This is a genomic window from Acinetobacter sp. AG3, assembly GCF_022343575.1.
In the GTDB taxonomy this organism is placed as follows: Bacteria; Pseudomonadota; Gammaproteobacteria; order Pseudomonadales; family Moraxellaceae; genus Acinetobacter; species Acinetobacter guillouiae.
The window spans coordinates 75,387-94,341 of record NZ_JAKQZD010000002.1; the positions used below are offsets into that span (position 1 = coordinate 75,387).

At 37.5% G+C, this 18,955-nt stretch carries 18 protein-coding genes and 2 pseudogenes; 15 read left to right on the forward strand and 5 right to left on the reverse strand.

Annotated elements, in window-relative coordinates:
- Nucleotides 1-33 precede the first annotated feature (33 nt).
- The 3 genes from L3V46_RS22320 (at nt 34) to L3V46_RS22330 (ending at nt 3,454) form a co-directional block, all read left to right on the forward strand.
- Nucleotides 34-330, forward strand: a complete 297-nt coding sequence (locus L3V46_RS22320; protein ID WP_004981674.1) for a hypothetical protein — start codon at nt 34-36, stop codon at nt 328-330.
- A 71-nt stretch (nt 331-401) separates the two neighbouring features.
- On the forward strand, nt 402-1,085 hold the full coding sequence (locus L3V46_RS22325) for a DUF421 domain-containing protein (protein ID WP_034617030.1): 684 nt from the start codon (nt 402-404) through the stop codon (nt 1,083-1,085).
- 290 nt (nt 1,086-1,375) lie between these two features.
- Entirely contained in the window at nt 1,376-3,454 is a 2,079-nt protein-coding gene (locus L3V46_RS22330) for a catalase (protein WP_239046812.1), read from the forward strand.
- A 67-nt stretch (nt 3,455-3,521) separates the two neighbouring features.
- Here the strand turns inward: L3V46_RS22330 and L3V46_RS22335 are convergent, their stop codons facing one another.
- Nucleotides 3,522-3,662 carry a hypothetical protein gene (locus L3V46_RS22335; RefSeq protein ID WP_004986534.1) on the reverse strand — a complete coding sequence of 47 codons (141 nt, stop codon included), beginning with the start codon at nt 3,660-3,662 and terminating at the stop codon, nt 3,522-3,524.
- A gap of 321 nt (nt 3,663-3,983) precedes the next feature.
- Here L3V46_RS22335 and L3V46_RS22340 point away from each other — a divergent pair, with 321 nt between their 5' ends.
- The 5 genes from L3V46_RS22340 to L3V46_RS22360 all read left to right on the forward strand — a co-directional run bounded on the left by L3V46_RS22340 (nt 3,984) and on the right by L3V46_RS22360 (nt 7,186).
- On the forward strand, nt 3,984-4,634 hold the full coding sequence (locus tag L3V46_RS22340) for an SOS response-associated peptidase family protein (protein WP_005324289.1): 651 nt from the start codon (nt 3,984-3,986) through the stop codon (nt 4,632-4,634).
- A gap of 107 nt (nt 4,635-4,741) precedes the next feature.
- Entirely contained in the window at nt 4,742-5,377 is a 636-nt protein-coding gene (locus tag L3V46_RS22345) for a S24 family peptidase (RefSeq protein ID WP_005324292.1), read from the forward strand.
- Nucleotides 5,378-5,389: 12 nt separating this feature from the next.
- Nucleotides 5,390-6,685, forward strand: a complete 1,296-nt coding sequence (locus L3V46_RS22350) for a Y-family DNA polymerase (RefSeq protein ID WP_034617038.1) — start codon at nt 5,390-5,392, stop codon at nt 6,683-6,685.
- A 4-nt stretch (nt 6,686-6,689) separates the two neighbouring features.
- The gene (locus L3V46_RS22355; protein ID WP_005324296.1) at nt 6,690-6,908 is read left to right on the forward strand and encodes a hypothetical protein; all 219 of its coding nucleotides are present in this window, start codon (nt 6,690-6,692) and stop codon (nt 6,906-6,908) included.
- Nucleotides 6,909-6,964: 56 nt separating this feature from the next.
- Entirely contained in the window at nt 6,965-7,186 is a 222-nt protein-coding gene (locus L3V46_RS22360) for a DUF6500 family protein (RefSeq protein ID WP_005324298.1), read from the forward strand.
- Nucleotides 7,187-7,376: 190 nt separating this feature from the next.
- Here the strand turns inward: L3V46_RS22360 and L3V46_RS22365 are convergent, their stop codons facing one another.
- Entirely contained in the window at nt 7,377-8,309 is a 933-nt protein-coding gene (locus L3V46_RS22365) for an IS5-like element ISAba12 family transposase (RefSeq protein ID WP_121774697.1), read from the reverse strand.
- Between the two features lie 70 nt (nt 8,310-8,379).
- Nucleotides 8,380-8,598, reverse strand: a pseudogene (locus tag L3V46_RS22370) (transposase); the annotation flags it as partial.
- A 97-nt stretch (nt 8,599-8,695) separates the two neighbouring features.
- On the opposite strand from L3V46_RS22370, the gene L3V46_RS22375 reads away from it, so the two are divergent.
- Nucleotides 8,696-9,828, forward strand: a protein-coding gene (locus L3V46_RS22375) for an IS3 family transposase (RefSeq protein WP_225367773.1) whose coding sequence is annotated in 2 segments (ribosomal slippage) — nt 8,696-8,948 and nt 8,948-9,828 — 1,134 coding nt in all. Because the reading frame shifts where the segments join, the coding sequence is not laid out codon by codon here.
- A 64-nt stretch (nt 9,829-9,892) separates the two neighbouring features.
- Here the strand turns inward: L3V46_RS22375 and L3V46_RS22380 are convergent.
- Nucleotides 9,893-10,204 (reverse strand): annotated as a pseudogene (locus L3V46_RS22380) (IS982 family transposase); the annotation flags it as partial.
- A gap of 469 nt (nt 10,205-10,673) precedes the next feature.
- A complete protein-coding gene (locus tag L3V46_RS22385) occupies nt 10,674-11,852 on the reverse strand; it encodes a replication initiation protein (RefSeq protein WP_005324312.1) in 1,179 nt (392 codons plus the stop codon).
- A gap of 946 nt (nt 11,853-12,798) precedes the next feature.
- Between L3V46_RS22385 and L3V46_RS22390 the strand changes: the two genes are divergently transcribed.
- From L3V46_RS22390 to L3V46_RS22415, 6 genes are all read left to right on the forward strand, one after another.
- Nucleotides 12,799-13,575: an AAA family ATPase gene (locus L3V46_RS22390; RefSeq protein ID WP_005401940.1), complete on the forward strand. Its 777-nt coding sequence runs from the start codon at nt 12,799-12,801 to the stop codon at nt 13,573-13,575.
- Between the two features lie 11 nt (nt 13,576-13,586).
- Nucleotides 13,587-14,498 (forward strand): ParB/RepB/Spo0J family partition protein, encoded by a 912-nt coding sequence (locus L3V46_RS22395; protein WP_005331533.1) that lies wholly within the window; start codon nt 13,587-13,589, stop codon nt 14,496-14,498.
- A gap of 1,203 nt (nt 14,499-15,701) precedes the next feature.
- A complete protein-coding gene (locus L3V46_RS22400) occupies nt 15,702-16,310 on the forward strand; it encodes a hypothetical protein (RefSeq protein WP_034616974.1) in 609 nt (202 codons plus the stop codon).
- 26 nt (nt 16,311-16,336) lie between these two features.
- A complete protein-coding gene (locus L3V46_RS22405; protein ID WP_034616953.1) occupies nt 16,337-17,710 on the forward strand; it encodes a CAP domain-containing protein in 1,374 nt (457 codons plus the stop codon).
- Entirely contained in the window at nt 17,700-18,479 is a 780-nt protein-coding gene (locus L3V46_RS22410) for a hypothetical protein (protein ID WP_034616950.1), read from the forward strand. Before L3V46_RS22405 ends, L3V46_RS22410 begins: the two co-directional genes overlap by 11 nt.
- 33 nt (nt 18,480-18,512) lie before the next feature.
- Nucleotides 18,513-18,896: a hypothetical protein gene (locus tag L3V46_RS22415; protein WP_199994066.1), complete on the forward strand. Its 384-nt coding sequence runs from the start codon at nt 18,513-18,515 to the stop codon at nt 18,894-18,896.
- The last annotated feature ends 59 nt before the right edge of the window (nt 18,897-18,955 follow it).

An 18,955-nucleotide genomic window follows, 5' to 3' on the forward strand; every position in this document is an offset into this window, starting at 1 on the left:
TGAATTCTTAGTTGGATAGAATTGGAGTTCATTATGACTATCAATGACCATCAAGACGAAAACCCAATCAAGCATGATTGGCGTACGGATTATTCAAACCGCCCATATTACGGCGATATCCAACGAGAACTTCCTGATGTAGATTATGACCGTGATCTTCGTTCAGCCTATGAATTAGGTCAGCATGCCCGAAATGAGCGTGGTACTGATGCACGATTTGAGGATTCAGAAAGTGATCTAAAAGTAAAATGGGAAGAACTAAAGGCTGAATCACGCTTAAAGTGGGAACAAGCCAAACATGCGATTAAAGATGCATGGGACAAAATGTAAGCCAGTATAATGATAATGAGCCTTTTAGGCTCATTATCAGCACATCTAAATAATAATTAAATAGGTGTAAAATGGACTTTATAAAAATACTATTAGCTGATACTACATTTACTTTTGCAGCAGAAATTGTACTTCGTAGTGTCTTGATGTACTTCTTGATTATCTTAGTTTTAAGATTTTCTGGTAAACGTGGTGTTAGGCAACTTTCCATCTTTGAAATCGCAATTATTCTTAGTTTAGGATCTGCTGCTGGCGATGCTATGTTCTATGAAGAAGTTCCTATCATTCATGCTGTCATCGTTTTTGCAGTAATTATGGCTTTATATCGCTTAACAACTTACTTAATGATGAAATCCGATGCTATTGAGACATTATTGGAAGGTCGACCAATATACATCGTCAAAAATGGTTTACTGATTGTTGAGGATATTAAGCAAGAAAAGTATTCATATGATGAGTTCTTTGCCGAAATGCGCCAAAAGAAAATAGAGCATCTTGGACAAGTTAAAATGGCACTGCTTGAGACGGATGGTTGCCTAAGCGTGATCCCATATTCTAAAGAAAATATAAAATGGGGCCTTCCTTTGTTTCCCGATGAATACCAAATCGCAAATCATCACAATGTAGATCACTTTTATTCTTGTATGTTATGTGGCCAAACCCAACTTTTAAATCATTTAAAAGAAGAATGCCCACGCTGTCAAAATACAAAATGGGCTAAATCCTGTTTGTATTGCGAGGAATATCAAAATTAATCAGCTTTTGTTTTGACTTAGATTAATTCAACATTATTTAAAATGAATAGTTTAAGCGAACAAAAAATACACATTTCTTTACCTTACTCAAAGAGTAAATACTTAAAGTTTATATGGGTATCTTTGATCCAAAAAAGAGTTTTCTGGCAAGTAACTCATATTCGATTGTAGATAACCTATTAAATTGTATAAGCACAAAATATCCGTCAACAAATAAGCCATTAACTTACGTGAAAATAAATACTTATTTTCATAAAACGTTATAAAGCAAATGTATAAGAGAATGTGATATGAAAGAACCAAATACACCAAAAATCGACCAGCTTTCTGAGGAAGCATACGTGGATCCTATAGGTAAAACTCTTACCACTTCTTTAGGTGTTCCCGTAGCTGATAATCAAAATAGTCTAAAAATTAATGAGAAAGGCCCTACTCTTCTCGAGGACTTTCTTCTAAGGGATAAACTTATTCATTTTGATCGTGAGCGTATTCCAGAACGTGTTGTACATGCTCGAGGGGTCGGTGCTCATGGTTACTTTCAAGCTTATACCGGTAATGAAAAATGGACTAAAGCCAAGTTCCTAACGGACACAAATAATCAAACCCCTATCTTTGTCCGTATTTCTACAGTTCAAGGTGGGCGAGGTTCGGCTGATGTCGTTCGAGATGTACGAGGTTTTTCTATAAAATTTTATACTGAAGAAGGAAATTATGATTTGGTGGGGAATAATATCCCTGTCTTCTTCATTCAGGATGCTATTAAATTTCCGGACTTTGTTCATGCAGTAAAACCAGAAGATGCCAATGAAGTTCCAACTGGTCAATCTGCCCATGATACTTTCTGGGATTTTATTTCTTTAAACACCGAAGCATCACATATGACTACTTGGATAATGTCAGATAGAGCAATTCCAAGAAATCTACGCTCTATACAAGGTTTTGGTGTTCATACATTTAGATTGATTAATAAGAATAATGAAGCATTCTTAGTGAAATTCCATTGGACTCCAAAGCAAGGGGTAGCTCAAGTCGTCTGGGATGAAGCCCTAAAAATTAATGGCAAAGATCCCGATTTTCACAGACGTGATCTGTGGGATGCTATTGAGCGTGGCAATTACCCGGAATGGGAATTAGGCGCACAAATTTTCTCTGAAGAAGATGCAAAACAATGGGACTTTGATGTCTTAGATGCTACAAAATTAATCCCAGAAGAACTTGTACCAGTCACTCCACTAGGTAAATTTGTTTTAAACAAAAATACAGATGATTTTTTCGCAGAGACAGAACAAGTTGCTTTTAGTCCTGCAAATATTGTCTCAGGTATAGATTTTAGTAATGACCCCCTTTTACAAGGACGGCTATTTAGCTATACGGATACTCACTTACACAGACTAGGTACGGTAAATTTTAATCAAATTCCAATTAACAAACCCGTTTGTCCTTTTCATACGAATAGACGAGGTGGTTATGCTAATCACGAAGTTTATAAAGGAAAGGCAAATTATGAACCTAATTCTGTTGATGAAAATTGGCCAAGAGAATCACCTAATGACAGTGGTGCCTTCAAGACACATCCTGAAGAAGTACAAGGCAGCAAACTAAGAGTTCGACCAGAAAGTTTCGCTGATCATTTCTCGCAAGCCACAATGCACTACCATAGTTTGGAAAAACATGAACAACAGCATATTAAGGATGCATATTCTTTTGAATTATCTAAGGTTAAATCGGAAGATATCCGCAGACGTGTAGTTTACGCTGTCTTAGCTAATATTGACTTGGACTTAGCTGAATATGTTGCGAAAGAGTTAGGTATTAAAACTCCCCCTAAACAGCAAGATAGTCTGCACCAACCCGTAATTGCATCTTCGAAAAGATTAAGTACCTCATCTTTTCCTGCATCTGATATTAAACAGCGAAAAATTGCCTTGCTCGTTCATAACGGTGTAAATGCGTCATCAATAGATGATATTAAAATATGGGCTGAAGCAGAAAAAGCTATTGTGGAAACTTTAGCACCGAACGCAGCCCCTGTTAAATCTAGTGATGGCAATGAAATACCAGTAGATGGAAGACAAAATGGCGAGCCTTCAGTGACTTATGATGCCGTAATCGTGATTGATGGGAATAATTTAGAAGTATTTAAGGCTGATGGAGTTTCTAAACATTATGTATTAGAGACATATAAACATCTCAAGCCCATTGTTTTCCTGGGTGATAAATGCGCTTTAATAGATGAGTTTCAGCTCACGAAGGATGCAGCTCTATTCTCTACTCAAAATTTTAAAGAGATCCAAGATCAATTCAAACAAGCTATTCAAAATCACCGTTTGTGGGATAGAGAAAAAGTTGTCGCAGCTATTCCAGCATGAATTTATTTGAGATTAAAAGTAGTGTAAGTATTTGATTTCAAAAAGCCCTCGACGAGGGCTTTTTGATCTACTTTTGCTCTTTAAGTGGATTCTCAGGCTCTTCATTTGGTTTTTTCTGAGGATCTGGATTCTGATAGGTTTTCTGATCACCCTTGTCATCGTTTGATTCTTTTTGAGGTTTTGATTCTGGATTTTGCTTATTAATCATGTCGGTTCCATCACGTGAAATACTATAATAATAGATATGACATCAGGCTCTATCTATCAATAATAGATATGTTACGCAATCCTACCTTTATAGTAATTAGCACTTTAAGTTTATTATGAATTAATTAAGCTGTTCTTCAGTGACCACATCAAATAGATACCTCTAAAAACTTCTTCATTTTCCTCTGTATTTTTCAATAAGAAAATAATTTTGAAACTTCCGCTACTATATTGTTTTAACGATTTTTTTTAAAAGTAATTTTTATTTCTATTTGGGCTATTATTTGATCGACGATCATAAAGAATAAACAGGGATAAGTCTATGTGCGCAAATTTCGAAGCGATCAGAAAGAATCGTGCATTTCTCCTAGATCTCCCTGAGCCTGATCAGTTGGAGTTCCCTGAAGACATTTTCCCGAACTATCCTTCACCTTTGATCTTTTCCAATGACGGCAAGATCGAATGGAGATCAGTTAATTTTGGAATGATTCCCAAATGGGCCAAGGAAAAGAATTTCGGCAAGTACACATACAATGCCCGGACTGAGACGGTCGCTGAGAAACCCAGTTTTAGGGAAGCTTGGCATAAGTCTCAGTTTGGCTTGATTCCAGTCGAAACCATCTTTGAACCTAAATATATTGACGGGAAATCTCACTGGTATGGGATTGCTCGTGAAGATGGCATGCCCTTTACAGTGGCGGCCATATACGAGAATGCTGTCATCAATGGAGAGCAAATCCGATCGATGAGTATGCTCACTATCAATGCTGATAAACACCCTTTCATGAAGCAATTCCATAAGCCTAAAGATGAGAAGCGTTCGATCATCGTAATCCCTGATGAATACCGCAAAGAATGGCTGAATTGCAGCTTTAAAGAGGCGCATGAATTCTTCTTTGAAATGCAGGATGAGTACATCTCCTTCCCTAAATCCCGCTTATCCGAAAATGGTGCTCAACCTAATTTAATTTGAAGGTGCATTGATTATCCACAGCTTTTAAATTTGAAATTTAATTTGCCACCGACTATCCTAAAAAAAGAGTTCAGTTCCAAACACGCCTCGTAGCGTAGGAGTCAAACATGTCAAAGAAACTACCGATCTATTTCTCGGATGACGTCTGGTCATTCCTTCAAACACTTATGGGCCCAGATGGCGCTCCAAGTCCTACAGTCAATACTGTATTTGAAAAAATACAAAAAGAGCATGAGCTAGGTTCTAAGTTTGATCTTAAAGAAATTTCAGTCAAAACCCGCCTCGAAATTCCGTCTGCACTTGAACGTTTTTCTGCTGGTCCTGCTTTTGGTACCAAAGACCATATCGATAAGTCGATCGACTTAAATGACTTCCTTATTTTTAACCCAATATCGACGTTCATGGGGCGGGTTGATAGTGAGTCTATGCTTTACGCTGGCTTTGAAATTGATGACCCTTTCTTGGTCGATAAGAGCATTACAGCACAGCATAGAGATATCGTTTTAGCCCTCATCGATGAGCGTGAAATAACACTTAAGCGGTTAATGATGACCGCTAAGATGTCAAAACAAGAAATCAAAGAAATGTTTGGGGATGAAGACTATGAACTTCCCCCTATTTGGCTAAGAGCTGAAAACCCAGCTTACGAGCATATAATTCCGAAAGACAGTCAGTCTATCTCCATCCAAGGGGTTGTGACCTTCAACCTCAAGCAATTTTATAGACGCTCTACCAGCAAATAAGAAGTATAAAAAATGAAAGCTGAAAATCGTATATTCGCGTTAGTTGACGTGAATAACTGCTACGTCAGTTGTGAGCGTATTTTTAATCCGTCCCTTAATAATCGTCCGGTCATTGTTCTCTCGAGTAATGATGGTTGTGCCGTGGCACGTTCCCAAGAAGCCAAAGATATTGGCATTAAAATGGGTGTGCCAGTATTCCAAATTCAAGACATCATCAAGAAGCATGATGTTCAGGTGTTCTCCAGCAACTTTGCCCTTTATGGAGCCATGTCTCGTCGTTTTATGACTTTACTGGGGATGTATGTTGCACCAGGAGAACAAGAGATTTATTCAGTTGATGAATGCTTCTTGGATCTCACCAGCTATGAGCATTTATTTGATTTAACCGACTATGCCCAAGACATTCGTAAAACTGCTTGGCAGTGGCTCACTTTACCCTGCTGTGTGGGCATTGGACGCTCAAAAACTGAAGCAAAAATTGCCAACCATCTAGCCAAGAAGAATAAGTTTTTTAATGGGGTATGCAATCTAGTCGATATGGATCCTTGCTCTACTGAGGCCATGCTTGCACAGATCGACGTTGGCGAGGTTTGGGGTGTTGGGCGTCAGAACTGTAAAAAGCTTAATGCAATGAATATCCGTACAGTTTTGGATTTAGTTCAAGCGCACCCGGCAGAAATTAAAATGCAGTTCAGCATTATCATGGAAAAGACCGTACGCGAATTGAATGGGATCTCATGCATCGATATAGAGAGCGATTCACCTGCTAAAAAGCAAATCATCAGCAGCCAATCTTATGGCCAACCCATTTACGACATTGAAAACATCAAATCTTCAGTGCGCTTATACGTGCAGAGAGCTGTCTCAAGACTTCGTGATGATATGTCCTTATGCAAGATGATTGGGGTGTTTATTCAGACAGGTCGCTTTGATAAATGTGCAAAATACACACCTTACGTGATTATGCAGCTGCCCGAGCACTCCGACGATGTTTTAGAGATTACCCGTATAGCCATGCAGGCCATTGATGAAATATTCAAACCCGGCTTTAAGTATAAAAAGGCGGGAATCATCCTGATGGAGATTGTCCCGAAAGCAAAATTCTCCCCTGACCTATTTACCGATTATTCGCTACAGATTAAGCGAGCCAAGCTCTCCGACGCCTTAAATCACATCACCCACAAGTATGGCAAGAACACGCTGTCCTTGGGTTTATGCGGGCGCAAAGAAGAGCACTGGCAAATGAATCAAGAACGCAAATCCCCGAACTACTTAACCGAATGGAATGAACTCGTTAGAGTGAGATAAGACAATGCATATTTATAAACTTTCAAATGAACAATTGGCGCAGATTTTAATTCCAAAGCGTTTTGTACCGCCTACACCTGAAGAATTCAAAGACAAGAATATGGTCTATGTTTTTGACAGTGAGGATAAGTTTGAGCTGACTTATGATGAACTGGTGGAAATTATTGGTAAGGCGAGACAGGCTGGACCTAGAATGATTCCAGTGTTGGGAACGGTGAACTAAATCGATCTGGCGTTAAGCGGTTTTTAAAGATATTGAAAAATTAGGATACATCGGGAATGAGAGATGAATTAAAAGAAATTTTTATTCGTGGATGCAACGAGAAAATTGAGAAGAAAGGGGAAAATGTTGGTCTATCATTTTACGCTTTCTTCAAGAACAAAAACGATAACCCAGAACTATTGATGGAGGCTGCTCAGTGGTGGATTATGAAACACAAATTAGATCACTTCGAGAAAGCAGTTAAAGTTAGGCAACTTGTTTTAGGTGAGTCAAAGTAACAAAAAACCATGATAGAGCGCTTAACTCTATCATGATTTGATTTATGATATTGATTATTATAATAAAAGTTATAAATAAAGTACAATATTAAAATCTTAATCTTTAGCTAACATAATCTTCAGTTGATATAACTTGAGGGCTTTGTTGCACAAAGATTTGAAATGCAAAGCGCCCCTAATTGAGCCAAATTTAAGGCGTAACTTGGGTAAGTGGTCGACCTAATTCCGTAAATCTGTTAAGGACTGCTACACGTGCATGGATCTCATTCACTTGGCTATCAAAACTCCTTGCACTGAGTTTATCTCCTAATAATTTGATGCAATGCATCTTAGTTTCAACCAAACTTCGCCGATCATAGCCTGACCATTTTTTCCATAGTGTCCTGCCTAAACGTATAATTGTTCGAAGTAATTCATTTCGCTCTAGCGAGCTACTCTTTGTATCTTTCCATGGTTTCGCATTTTTTCTAGGTGGAATCACCGCATGCGCTTGCCGATCTGCAATGACCTGACGGCATTGCTTGGTGTCATAAGCTCCATCGGTATAAACAGAGTTAATCTGCTCATCTTGTGGAATCTGATTAAGTAAATCACCAAGCACCTGTGAATCACTGACATTATTGGTTGTAAGCTGAACTGCTCGTATTTGTAGGGTTTTAGCATCTATACCAATATGAAGTTTACGCCATTGGCGACGATATTCAGGTCCATGTTTCTTGCGTTTCCATTCGCCCTCGCCTAGAAACTTCATGCCTGTAGAGTCCATCAGTAGATGCAGCCCATCGCTACTTTTTTGGTAGCTGATTACAATATCAATATGCTTTTGTCTTCTACAAAGCGTGGTGTAATCTGGAGCTATCCAATTTAATCCGCAAAGTTTAATCAGACTTTGCACAAAGCCAGTGACCATACGTAAAGACAGACGGAATAAGGATTTAATCATTAAGCAGCATTGGATGGCTGCGTCGGAGTAGGTTTGATTTCGCCCTTGTTTGCCTTTTGATGGCGCATACCATTGCGTAGCAGGATCAAACCAAATGGCAATATTTCCGCGACTCATGAGTGCTCGGTTATATGCGGGCCAATTGGTTGTGCGGTAGATTTTGTGTGTAGGCTTCTTCATTTGAAAATTATATCGCTGAAAAACCCTTTACAGATAGGTTTGTGCAACAAAGCCCCTGTAAACATTCAGCTAATTGTTCAACCATTTTAATGTCAGCAACATGCCCATTGGATAAGCCTGAGCTAACGATCTCTCCGAATTGATTCATCACGATATGTACTTTAAAGCCATAAAACCACCCCATTGAACTTTTACCTCGAGATGCGATCTTGGCTAATGATTTATGACGCTGAATATGCTGATTTTTACAGGCAGGTAGAGTCGTTGAATCAATCCATAAATATTGGCTATGTTGAGCAGAGGTGGATCAGGAAATTTGAACAACACTTATAAGTGATATTTTGCTCCCCAAATGATGTTATAAACATCAATATATGGAGTATTTTATGGCACGTAGACCAAGAAGAAATCATTCAAATGATTTTAAAGCTAAGGTAGCACTTGCTGCGATTAAAGCAGAAAAAACACTTGCTGAATTGAGTGCTGAATTTGATGTTCATCAAAACCAAATTATCGACTGGAAAAATCAACTGATTTCAGCTTCCTCGCAAGCTTTCGATCAATCAAAAGCTCCAACAGAACCACCCATCGATCTAAAAAAACTACATGCAAAAATCGGTGAGCAGGCATTAGAAATTGATTTTTTAGAAGGTGTGTTGAAGAAACTGGGCCGCTTCAACCACAAAAGTTAATCGATGACTCACTTCAGATTTCAGTATCTAAGCAAGCTCAGCTGCTGAAAGTCTCCCGTGGTTGTTATTACTATCGCCCAAAACCTGTGAGTGCATCAGATCTGAAGCTGATGCGGTGTATGGATGAGTTACATATGCAATACCCTTTTGCAGGTAGCCGTATGATGCGTGATTTGTTGAATCGTCAAGGACATCATATAGGACGACGTCATACACGTACTTTAATGAAGAAAATGGGCATTAATGCGTTATATTGCAAACCAAATTTAAGCCAGGCTAATCAAGCTCACCGCAAATATCCATATCTGCTCAAAGGATTGGCTATTCAGCGCAGTAATCAAGTGTGGTCTACGGATATAACGTATATCCCTATGGCAAAAGGCTTTGTTTATTTATGTGCTGTGATTGATTGGCATAGCCGCAAGGTACTTGCGCATAGAGTATCGATTAGTATGGAGGTTACATTTTGCATAGAAACATTAAATGAAGCTATTGAAAAATATGGTCGACCTGAAATATTTAATACAGACCAAGGCAGTCAGTTTACCAGTGATGCATTTATTGATGTATTGAAATCAAATGACATCCAAATCAGCATGGATGGTAAAGGTCGATGGGTTGATAATGTGATGGTTGAACGATTATGGCGGAGCGTTAAATATGAAGAGGTGTATCTCAAAGCCTACAGCAATGTTTTGGATGCGAAGAAGCAATTAAACGCATATTTTGAATTTTATAATTTGAAACGACCTCATTCGAGTCTGGACAAAATGACTCCAGATGAGTTTTACTATGACCAGCTACCACAACAAAATAAGGTAGCTTAACTAGAGCAGAGTATCACTTATAAATAAGCTTTTAGTTGTTCAAACATGTGGGACCACCTCTAGCTTTCATTACAACTACATGTAAAGCATGTAGTGCTAATTGATGCATATTAATCAGGTGAATCATGCGCTGATAACAAGGTAAGCTCTTAAATAAATGACTTTTATGCTGTTTCAGCCATGAAAAAAATGCTTTGAAATTATTGAAGTGAGAACACTTATACCAAATGGCGATAAAGAGGATTTCAGAGATACTCAGTTGCACTTTTCGGATTCTTAAGCAGTGATTGTTTTGCTTGAGAAATTTCCAATAAGTTGCTTAAAATTTAAGAAAGAAATCATCAATTACACAGAATAATTCGGTACTATTGAACATCAGAACTAGAGTTGTGAGTTTTGTGTGGTAACTCAACTGATGGCTCTAGTCCTTCTGTTTTTCAAGTCCATTTCTTATCCACTATTCGGGTTAATTAGAGTTCTTAAAAATTTTTATCCATCTTTAGGTGTAGTACCCTACCTTTACAAAAAATTGGACTGTAAAAAAGATAATACGCTCATATATTGTACCTTCGAAAATGCAAATTAAAATTTAGCGATAAGTGCTTGAACTTACCTTGATTTAGTAAATTAAAAAACTTAGACCGTTCATATGTTAAAGAACTATTCATTTTATTTGTTAGTGTACTTATTCAGTTTTCAATAAAATATATACTTCTTTATGCTCAATTATAAATATTTCATACGATAGTGCAGTGAATCTAGTATAAATGGAACCCCTTTTTTCACATTACACCAAATATTGCAATAAACCTGAACATAAAGAAGTGTAGCAACTTGCTACACTTTCAAATAACATTTTTACCAAAGATTTCATTTAAACGTTCTTTGATACTTTCAACAAATATACGATCTGTTTTAAGCTTATGTTTCATCTTTCGCTTGAAATCAGCCAAGCTCATACCAACTTCCGCAAAATCCATTTGAAATAATGAATCATTTATTACAACATTTGCTTGAGAGTCCGTTAAACAGCCTATAGCTTTGAACCATTTTTTTAATTGCATACAGTTAGCATCATCATTTGAGATATACCAGGAACGAACCGTAGTATCAAACTTAGCACCTAATTCTTTAACTTCTGCATTATCTTCGAAAGGTACATCTAAATAAATTTTAAGCTTTTCTGTCTTCTTATCTTCAATTTCACTCTTATCAAAACCTCTATGATGCAGTTTAAATTTAACACCTACAATTGGTCGTCCTTTTTTTACTGTTTCATATTCCAACTGTAGGTCAGTATTTTCATTAATTTCTGCAACAATTTTATCTAATACATATCTTCTGAAGTCTACCCAGCGATCATACTTAGTTTCATTAATATCAATAAGTGCCTTAAGATTTTCTAAGAGGAGTGGCACTTCGTATGTTTCCTGAGTATTAAATTTAAATTCGTTTTTAATAAAGTAAGTATAAAGACTCATGCTAGCAACAGAATCAAGTGCAAACAAATGCTTCAACTGATATGTTGTAAAGTTTCCTCCAGCCAGTTGGGTAAAGTATGGAAGCACCTCACTTGTGAATCGAATCTGAAGTGCATTCTTAGAATCATCCTCCCATCGAAGTTCGCGTATTATTGGAACAACGGAATGCACTTTTTTTGTTTTTTTTCGCCCATCATCAACGGGCTCCTCAATAACGAAGTGCGCTACTCTTGAGGATAATTCTTTATAAATACGGTCAATTGCGACATTTATAGAATTCCGCTTACTCAAACCTAATAGATCTGCTAAATCATCTTTATATAAATAGATATATGTTTGTTCAGTGATTTCTTTATCCGCATTATTTTTTTCCCCATAATTTGCAACAGCCATTGCATAAAGCAATGCTTTGTATTCATTTGCTGAAAGCTCAATAGGCCTTATCAAGCGATTACTTGTGCTTACAACACCGTTTTGACGAATATTGCCTATGCAATATGGGATTGAATCCAATTGTTCATTGATTTGATGTACTTCAGTCATAGAGCATATTCGCTATCAAAATAGCGGTTTTAATGTGTATGGGTAATTTTATATACAAAAGTGGAAAAATTTTCAACACTTTCACCTTAAAACTTTAAAGTGGAATAATCGTCACCATAAAGTGGAAAATATATATACTATTCCACCATAATGTCATTTTATTATACTGATAGTGACAAACATTCCACTTTTAATAGATTTAGGATTTCAAATTAGGTAAAGTTTAATCACTAGGATTGCTAGATGATTTTTTATTATTCACTTAAAGTTCGATAGTATGACAAGTTTTCCACCTTTAAATATGTTAGAAATTTAGTATTGATAATAAACTTAATTGTTTAGCTTAAATTTTAGACAAGGTTATAAGCATAGATGATAAGTTTTCCACGTTTTTCCCTAATAGCCAATAAAACTGAATCTTACAATTAAATAACACTTCTTTTTACCCACAGATAAATATTACAAAGTGACAAATATTCCACTATAAAGACTGAATTTTAAAAAATATCCACAAAATAAAATATTGAATTACTGGAAGTTAATATGAAAATTATGCAAATTAATAAAAATATGTGACAAGTATTCCACTGTGGTGACATACACCGCACTTTTAGGTGATTTTGTTTCCACTTATTAGTGACAAGTATTCCACTTATCAATGACTAATACTCCACTTATTAGTGACATGTATTCCACTTATCAATGACAAAACCTCCACCTTTACAGATATAACCAATTGAAATATAATAATAAAAAATACTCTAATTATAAATTAACTTAATTATAAATTAACTTTAATTATTAATAAGCTAGCTATGTAAAATTTTAAATTTAAAAATTGTATTGCATACATACAATCAAATTTTATAAATTCAAAAGGTATAGTAACTTAGGGCAAAGTTATTTATATTAGTTAGTTATTGAAATATAGAATGACTTGACAAGTATGTCTGCAAAAATTATTGCTGTTGCAAATCACAAAGGCGGCTGTGGTAAAACAACAACAGTTGTTCATTTAGCTTCTGAACTGGCAAACTTTGGTAAAAAAGTATTAGTTATAGATCTAGATCCTCAAGCTAATGCTAGTTTGCATATAGGATTACGTCATCCAAGTGAAGTTGGTGTTACAACTGCGGAACTATTAATAGGTGATGTTTCATTACTTACCGATGCCCTTGAAGAAGATACAAATTTTGAAAATGTATCACTTATTTATGGTTCACTTAATTTAGGTAAAACGGAAGATCAACTTAAAGAAGATGCGCCAAGACCTTCAGAAGAATTAGCAACTAAACTTGAGTTTTTAAAAGATCTTTATGATTTTATCTTAATTGATTGTCCTCCAAGTTTAAAACTTTTGACTAGTAATGCTTTGGCATCATCTACTCATGTAGTTATTCCAATTGAATCTGGATCACAGTATGGATTATACGGTGTTACCGACCTGTTAAATCATTTGGAAAAAATCAAACGCATTAATCCTGAACTTAAACTTTTAGGAGCTTTACTAATTAAACATGATGAACGCCAAAATGTTTGTAAGTTGATCCGTGATGAAGCATATAAACAAGTAGGTCATATACTGGAAACAACAATTCCACAAAGCACAAAAGTGAATCAAGCAGCTATTATGCAACAATCACTTCTAAAACTAGATAAAAGCGGGAAAGTTCGCAAAGCTTTCGAACGTTTAGCAGAAGAAATATTAAAAAAAGTTAACTGATTGGGATATTTATGGCCACTGCAAAAGAACTTTTAGCTCAAAAGCTAAAACAAAATACTCAAAAACATCAGCTAGCTCAAAAAGATAATATTAAAGAGTTGAAGGAATTCAGAAGAAATGTCCCTATAGAAGACATTTCACGGAGTCCGTACCAGCCACGAAAAAAATTTGATCCGCAGGAGATTAAAGAACTATCTGAGTCTATTGATGAAGTTGGATTACTCCAGCCTATTACAGTCAGAAAGCTTGAAAATTTAAAATTTGAACTGATTGCTGGTGAACGTCGATTACGCGCTCATGAACTTTTGAAAAAATCGACAATTGAAGCGATTATCATAGATGCTAATGACGAAGAAGCATCTTTGCTAACATTAGCAGAAAATTTAAAACGCCAAGATTTAACCGATTTTGAAATTTATATCGGACTGAATGGCTTGGATGAGAGTTTAAAAAAGAATAAGCAACGTTTAGCCAAATCTTTAGGCCTAAATCGTGAAGATATGTATAAATATTTGGCATTTGAAAAATTGCCTGAGGTAGTTCTGGGGGACTTAGCTCAAGATCCGCAACTGCTTGGTCGAACTGCAGCTACAGCGTTTAAAAAATTTTTATCTGATCATGCAGACTTAAAAGAATTGGCAGAAGAAGCTTTAATTAATGCTTGGAATAAAGTTAAGCTTGGGAAGCTTGAACAAACGAAAGCCGTATCTCATGCAGAAAAAATACTTACACAGGGTAATCAAGAAACAGCATCAACATCGGTGGTAAAAAAAATTGAGTACGCTGGAAAAGTCGCTGGTAATATCAAGTTCAATGATAAGCAGTTAAAGGTTTCTCTAAATATTTCGAGTATTGACAATGCTAGTCTAGATAAACTTGAAATTTTATTGAAAGAGCTGGTAGAGAGAAATGAAAAAGTGTAGCAATTTGCTACACTTTTTCATCAATACGATAATTCGGGTTACTCTATCTAAATAAACTTGAGTGCAAGGACTGGTTCATTCTGTAAGTTTATTAAGAAGGGATATATGAGTATGCACTTGATTGACTCGATTCCAAATGTTCTTTGTTTTAACTTTATCACAAATGATTTAATTCTATGACACTTAGCTTTAATCCTCTTGAGATGGTGATAGAGTGAATATTTTATAAATAGATCTTCCCAAGAATTTTTTATGAATTTCATGTGATTCATTTCTTTTGATCTTGAAAGCTTTTAATTTCACATTATTATGATTAAAGAGTGTTGTTTCAAATCCCCTATAACTTGGAGATGATATTTAGATTGGTACTTTTTAGTTATAATTTGCACTTATTAAGACACCTTAAACATTGAGTACTAGTGCTTTATATTCATTAGTAGGCGAAGGCTATCACCATTTTCTAGGTGAGAATTCGAAGATTAGTATGTTTTCTCCATCATCAAGTTATAGTGTGTCGAGTGTGGTACAATTAATCTATAAGAATGGATCATGATTTCGGTAATATTTATAACTACCCAAGAAGAAATGAAAAAAATATATGAATATCAAAAGCATTTAATGGATTGTATTAATTTTGGGTTTATCGCTGAAGTCAGCAACTCAACTAAATTCATTTAATCGAATAATGTGAATTTTATCGTATTTCGAAATTGACTAAAGCGCTGGATAAATCTAATATGAGCTCGCTGGCCTACATTGCCAGTGGGTTTTAGCAGACCCTGTAAACAAAGAAGGAATATAAAGTTTGACTTTATATTCTGCTGTACCCACTCGTCCCCCTTTTCTCTATGGTAGGGCGGAAGGGGGACGTCTTTGTACGTGCTGGTTTCTTTGTTTACCAGTCTGCTAACCCTCTTTCGTTCTGCCACCATTATTTAGCAGTAACTGGCAGAATTTCTTGTTCTAAACAAAGGAATTTCTTATGTCATTTCTATTTATTCTTCCCTGTACCTCCGCACTCGTTCAACCTTGTTGTGTCATTAAACAAGGCATACAGCACTGATTTTAATTTTTAAGCGGTATTAAAAAAACATTTTTACACGAACAATCTCTAAGGTGGATGGCTCAATCACGCCTATAAAAAATACTTATTTTTATATCCCCTTGTGATTGTCAATTGCATTGAACATGCGGGGAACAATGATGTCTGAATTCACTCAACCAAAAATCATTCCAATCGAAAATCGCCCACAAAAGTCCAAAGTCTTTATAAAGTGCATTGTGGCGCCGATCGTCATCTTTTTAATTATGGCTAAAGTCTTTTCCTTTGGATGGTTTGGCTCTCTATTCTTTGGCATCTGGCTGTTGTGGTTTGTGATCACTTATTACTTCTATGAATATGGCAATACTTACTTTGCAGGCATGACGGAGCAACTGACCCGTCAAGGTGAACAGTTTAATTATCACAATCGTGGGGTCTGGATTAACAGTCAGGATAAAACCATTATTCTGTTTGATGAACCTGAACAGCGTTTAGTGAAATACCCATTTGACTATATTACTTCGGTTGGCCACTTCAACTTAGTTGAAGATAAAGTCTCTTATTCCAGCACAATCACCAGCAATCCGATGACGGGAACGCATATCCACCATCACGAACATCGCAGCCCAGTCAAAAGAGAATACCAAGTCAATATTGGAACACGCGACCCATTCAAACCGCATTACTGCCTTAAAGTGTTGTTTCCTTGGCGTAGCCCAAAAATGGCCAGTGAAATCCGCCAATTACTATCGGCTGATCATTACCAATAAAAACTAAGAATAAGAGGGCGAATAAAATGATAAAACATTCAAAAACGGGGATAGCATCGATTAGAACCAGCACCTTGATGCTGGTCATCAGTATGGCGATGGCCGGATGTGGCGGTGGTGGTTCAGGCGGAAGCACTGGTTCCAATAGTGGTGGAACGGATGGAGCAAACGATGGCGGTACTTCACCTCAGCCTGTCACGTGTTCTGAAACGCAATATCTCCAAGAAGGGATCTGTAAAAACAAGACAGCACAACGCTTTGAACCCTTACAGCTCCAGCGCTTTCTCAAAGGTCAGGCCTATCAGTTGAACCTAAAGACGGATCAAGATCTGGCCCTCAGTTTTAGCAGTGAAAGTCCGAGTATTTGTGACTTCGAACAAGGCGAGTTAAAAGCCTTAGATTTAGGCAAATGTAGTTTAAAACTGACACAGGCGGGAACCTCACAGCTTCTGCCTGTGAATAGCACGATGGTGGTGGATGTCATTGAGAATGATGCAGAGCAGCACAAAGATCTGAATGCCTGTCAGGCAGGGAGACCCAGTGAGGCGGAGCGGCAGCTGTTTATCAATACCCTGAATGAGATCCGTGCCTTACACCATCTGCCGAAAGTTCGCTATGACCAAGCCTATGAAGATCAGATGATGCAAGCCTCCATGCTGTTGGCAGTGAATGAAAAGACTTCACATTATCCAGATGGAACATGGCGCTGTTTTAGTGATATTGGCTATCAAGGGGCTTCAACATCGAACTTGAACTTTGTTCAAGCCTATCAGCCTTTAGCCAGCTATGGTGCAGATACCCATCTGATCAATTGGTTGATTGAAAAAAACTCGAGCAGCATCGGACATCGACGTCATATCTTGAGTCCATTCCTGAGCAAAACCGTCTATGGTGAAGTCTCCAATACTGAGGCTAAAAGCGTATCGACCATCTTAGGCGCTGCAATGAAAGTGGTCTATCCCTATGCATCGCAAACCTTAAGCACTACGATGCCGAAAGGGGTGATTGCTTATCCTTATCATGTGTATCCGAAGAAATTCTTTTCAAAAGCTGAACCTTTATCCTTGTCGATATTAGTCAATCCAGAAAATGCCTATGCCAATAATACGGTGGATTTTTCACAGGCGAAGCTGGTCGTGACTAGACGGGATAATCAGCACATCCAAACGATCAGCAACATCCAGTATGACAATATCAGCTATGGTTTAGTCGCCAATAATCTGCAATTTCATTTTAGCGCAATGCAATACAACGTGATCTATGACGTTCAGGTGCAGAACGTGTTGGTAGATGGAAAAGCGGAGGACTATGTCTACTGGTTTAAAGTCGATGATCAGTCTGCTGAACAGCACTTATCAGGAGAACAACGCTCAGCAGGAGAATCATCCAATGAGATTTAAGCTAAAACCATTTTTACTCACCAGCGCTTCATTATTGGCATTGCAGACTGCGGTGGCACAGCCGGTTTCGACCGCCAAGGCAGTGACCGTGCAGCCTGTGACATTAGCGCAGGGCTTAAACTGTTTGGATTGGGCCAAGCAAGAACAGTCGTTTAGCAATCAATTGGCCACGGGAGATTGGACGCATACCGCAGCCTCTAAGCGAACAACGCTGCAACAACAATTTAAGCAGCAATACACCCAGCAAAAATCAACTGTTGTGGATGATCCAGACGATGAAAACTACTGTGAGGATTGTCCTGAAATTGAGGTCTATTTGCCCAAAGATAAACGCAATCCGATCCAGCGCATCGAGGCTTTGATGCAGGTCAGTGTGGCTGGGGCAAGTACCTCGATTTATCGCAATGATGATATGGCCCAAACCAAGCGAAAGCTAGAGGAAGGTTTAAAGATTCAGTTCAGTCACTATAGCGGGCAGCAATTTAAACGCTTTAAACAGCAGTGGGATCAAGCCTTAGCACATGACAATGAAAAACGAACCAAGACCCAGCAGGTCTTTCAACAATATCCGCATTTAAAGGTGTTTAACGGAGAGGTTTTTCAAAACGGAAAGCGTTACAGCCCTAAACAGATTTACATCTATACCCAAAACTATAAACGGGATGTTTCTGATCTGACCGACATGATTGCCTATATCAGTCTGTATGACCATCCCATGAATCCATCACAGCACATTTTACAGTGTGGCTTTATTGACAATGTGTTCTAAACCACTTCAACTGAATAAATAAAGGGTAGCATCATGAAAAAAATATTTTTAGCAGGGCTCTGTCTCAGCCTTTCAAGTTGGGCTTGTGCCGGTGCCAAAGAAAACCTTGTGGGAAAACGTCTGGTGATGGACATCCCTGATGTTCAATGTGCCGGTTTGTCTTTCTCCAAAAATGGCAAAGATGCGGCGATGTATGCAGAACTGGGACAGTGTCAGGATCCTATGCCGTTTAGGGTCAGATGGTTGGATGACAAGACCTTTATTTTAATCGAAAAAGTACGCCTCAATGAGACTTCGCCGCCCCGTAGCTTTTTATACAAAGTCAAAAGCGTCAATCAGCACTATGTAGAACTCACTCAGATCTGGACAGGGTGGGGAGACTCAAAAGACGATACGCTGGGTTATTATTTTAGATAAGACCATTAAAACAATGGTCAAGACAGGCCCTTGCTGAGGCAGGGGCCTTTAAAACAAGA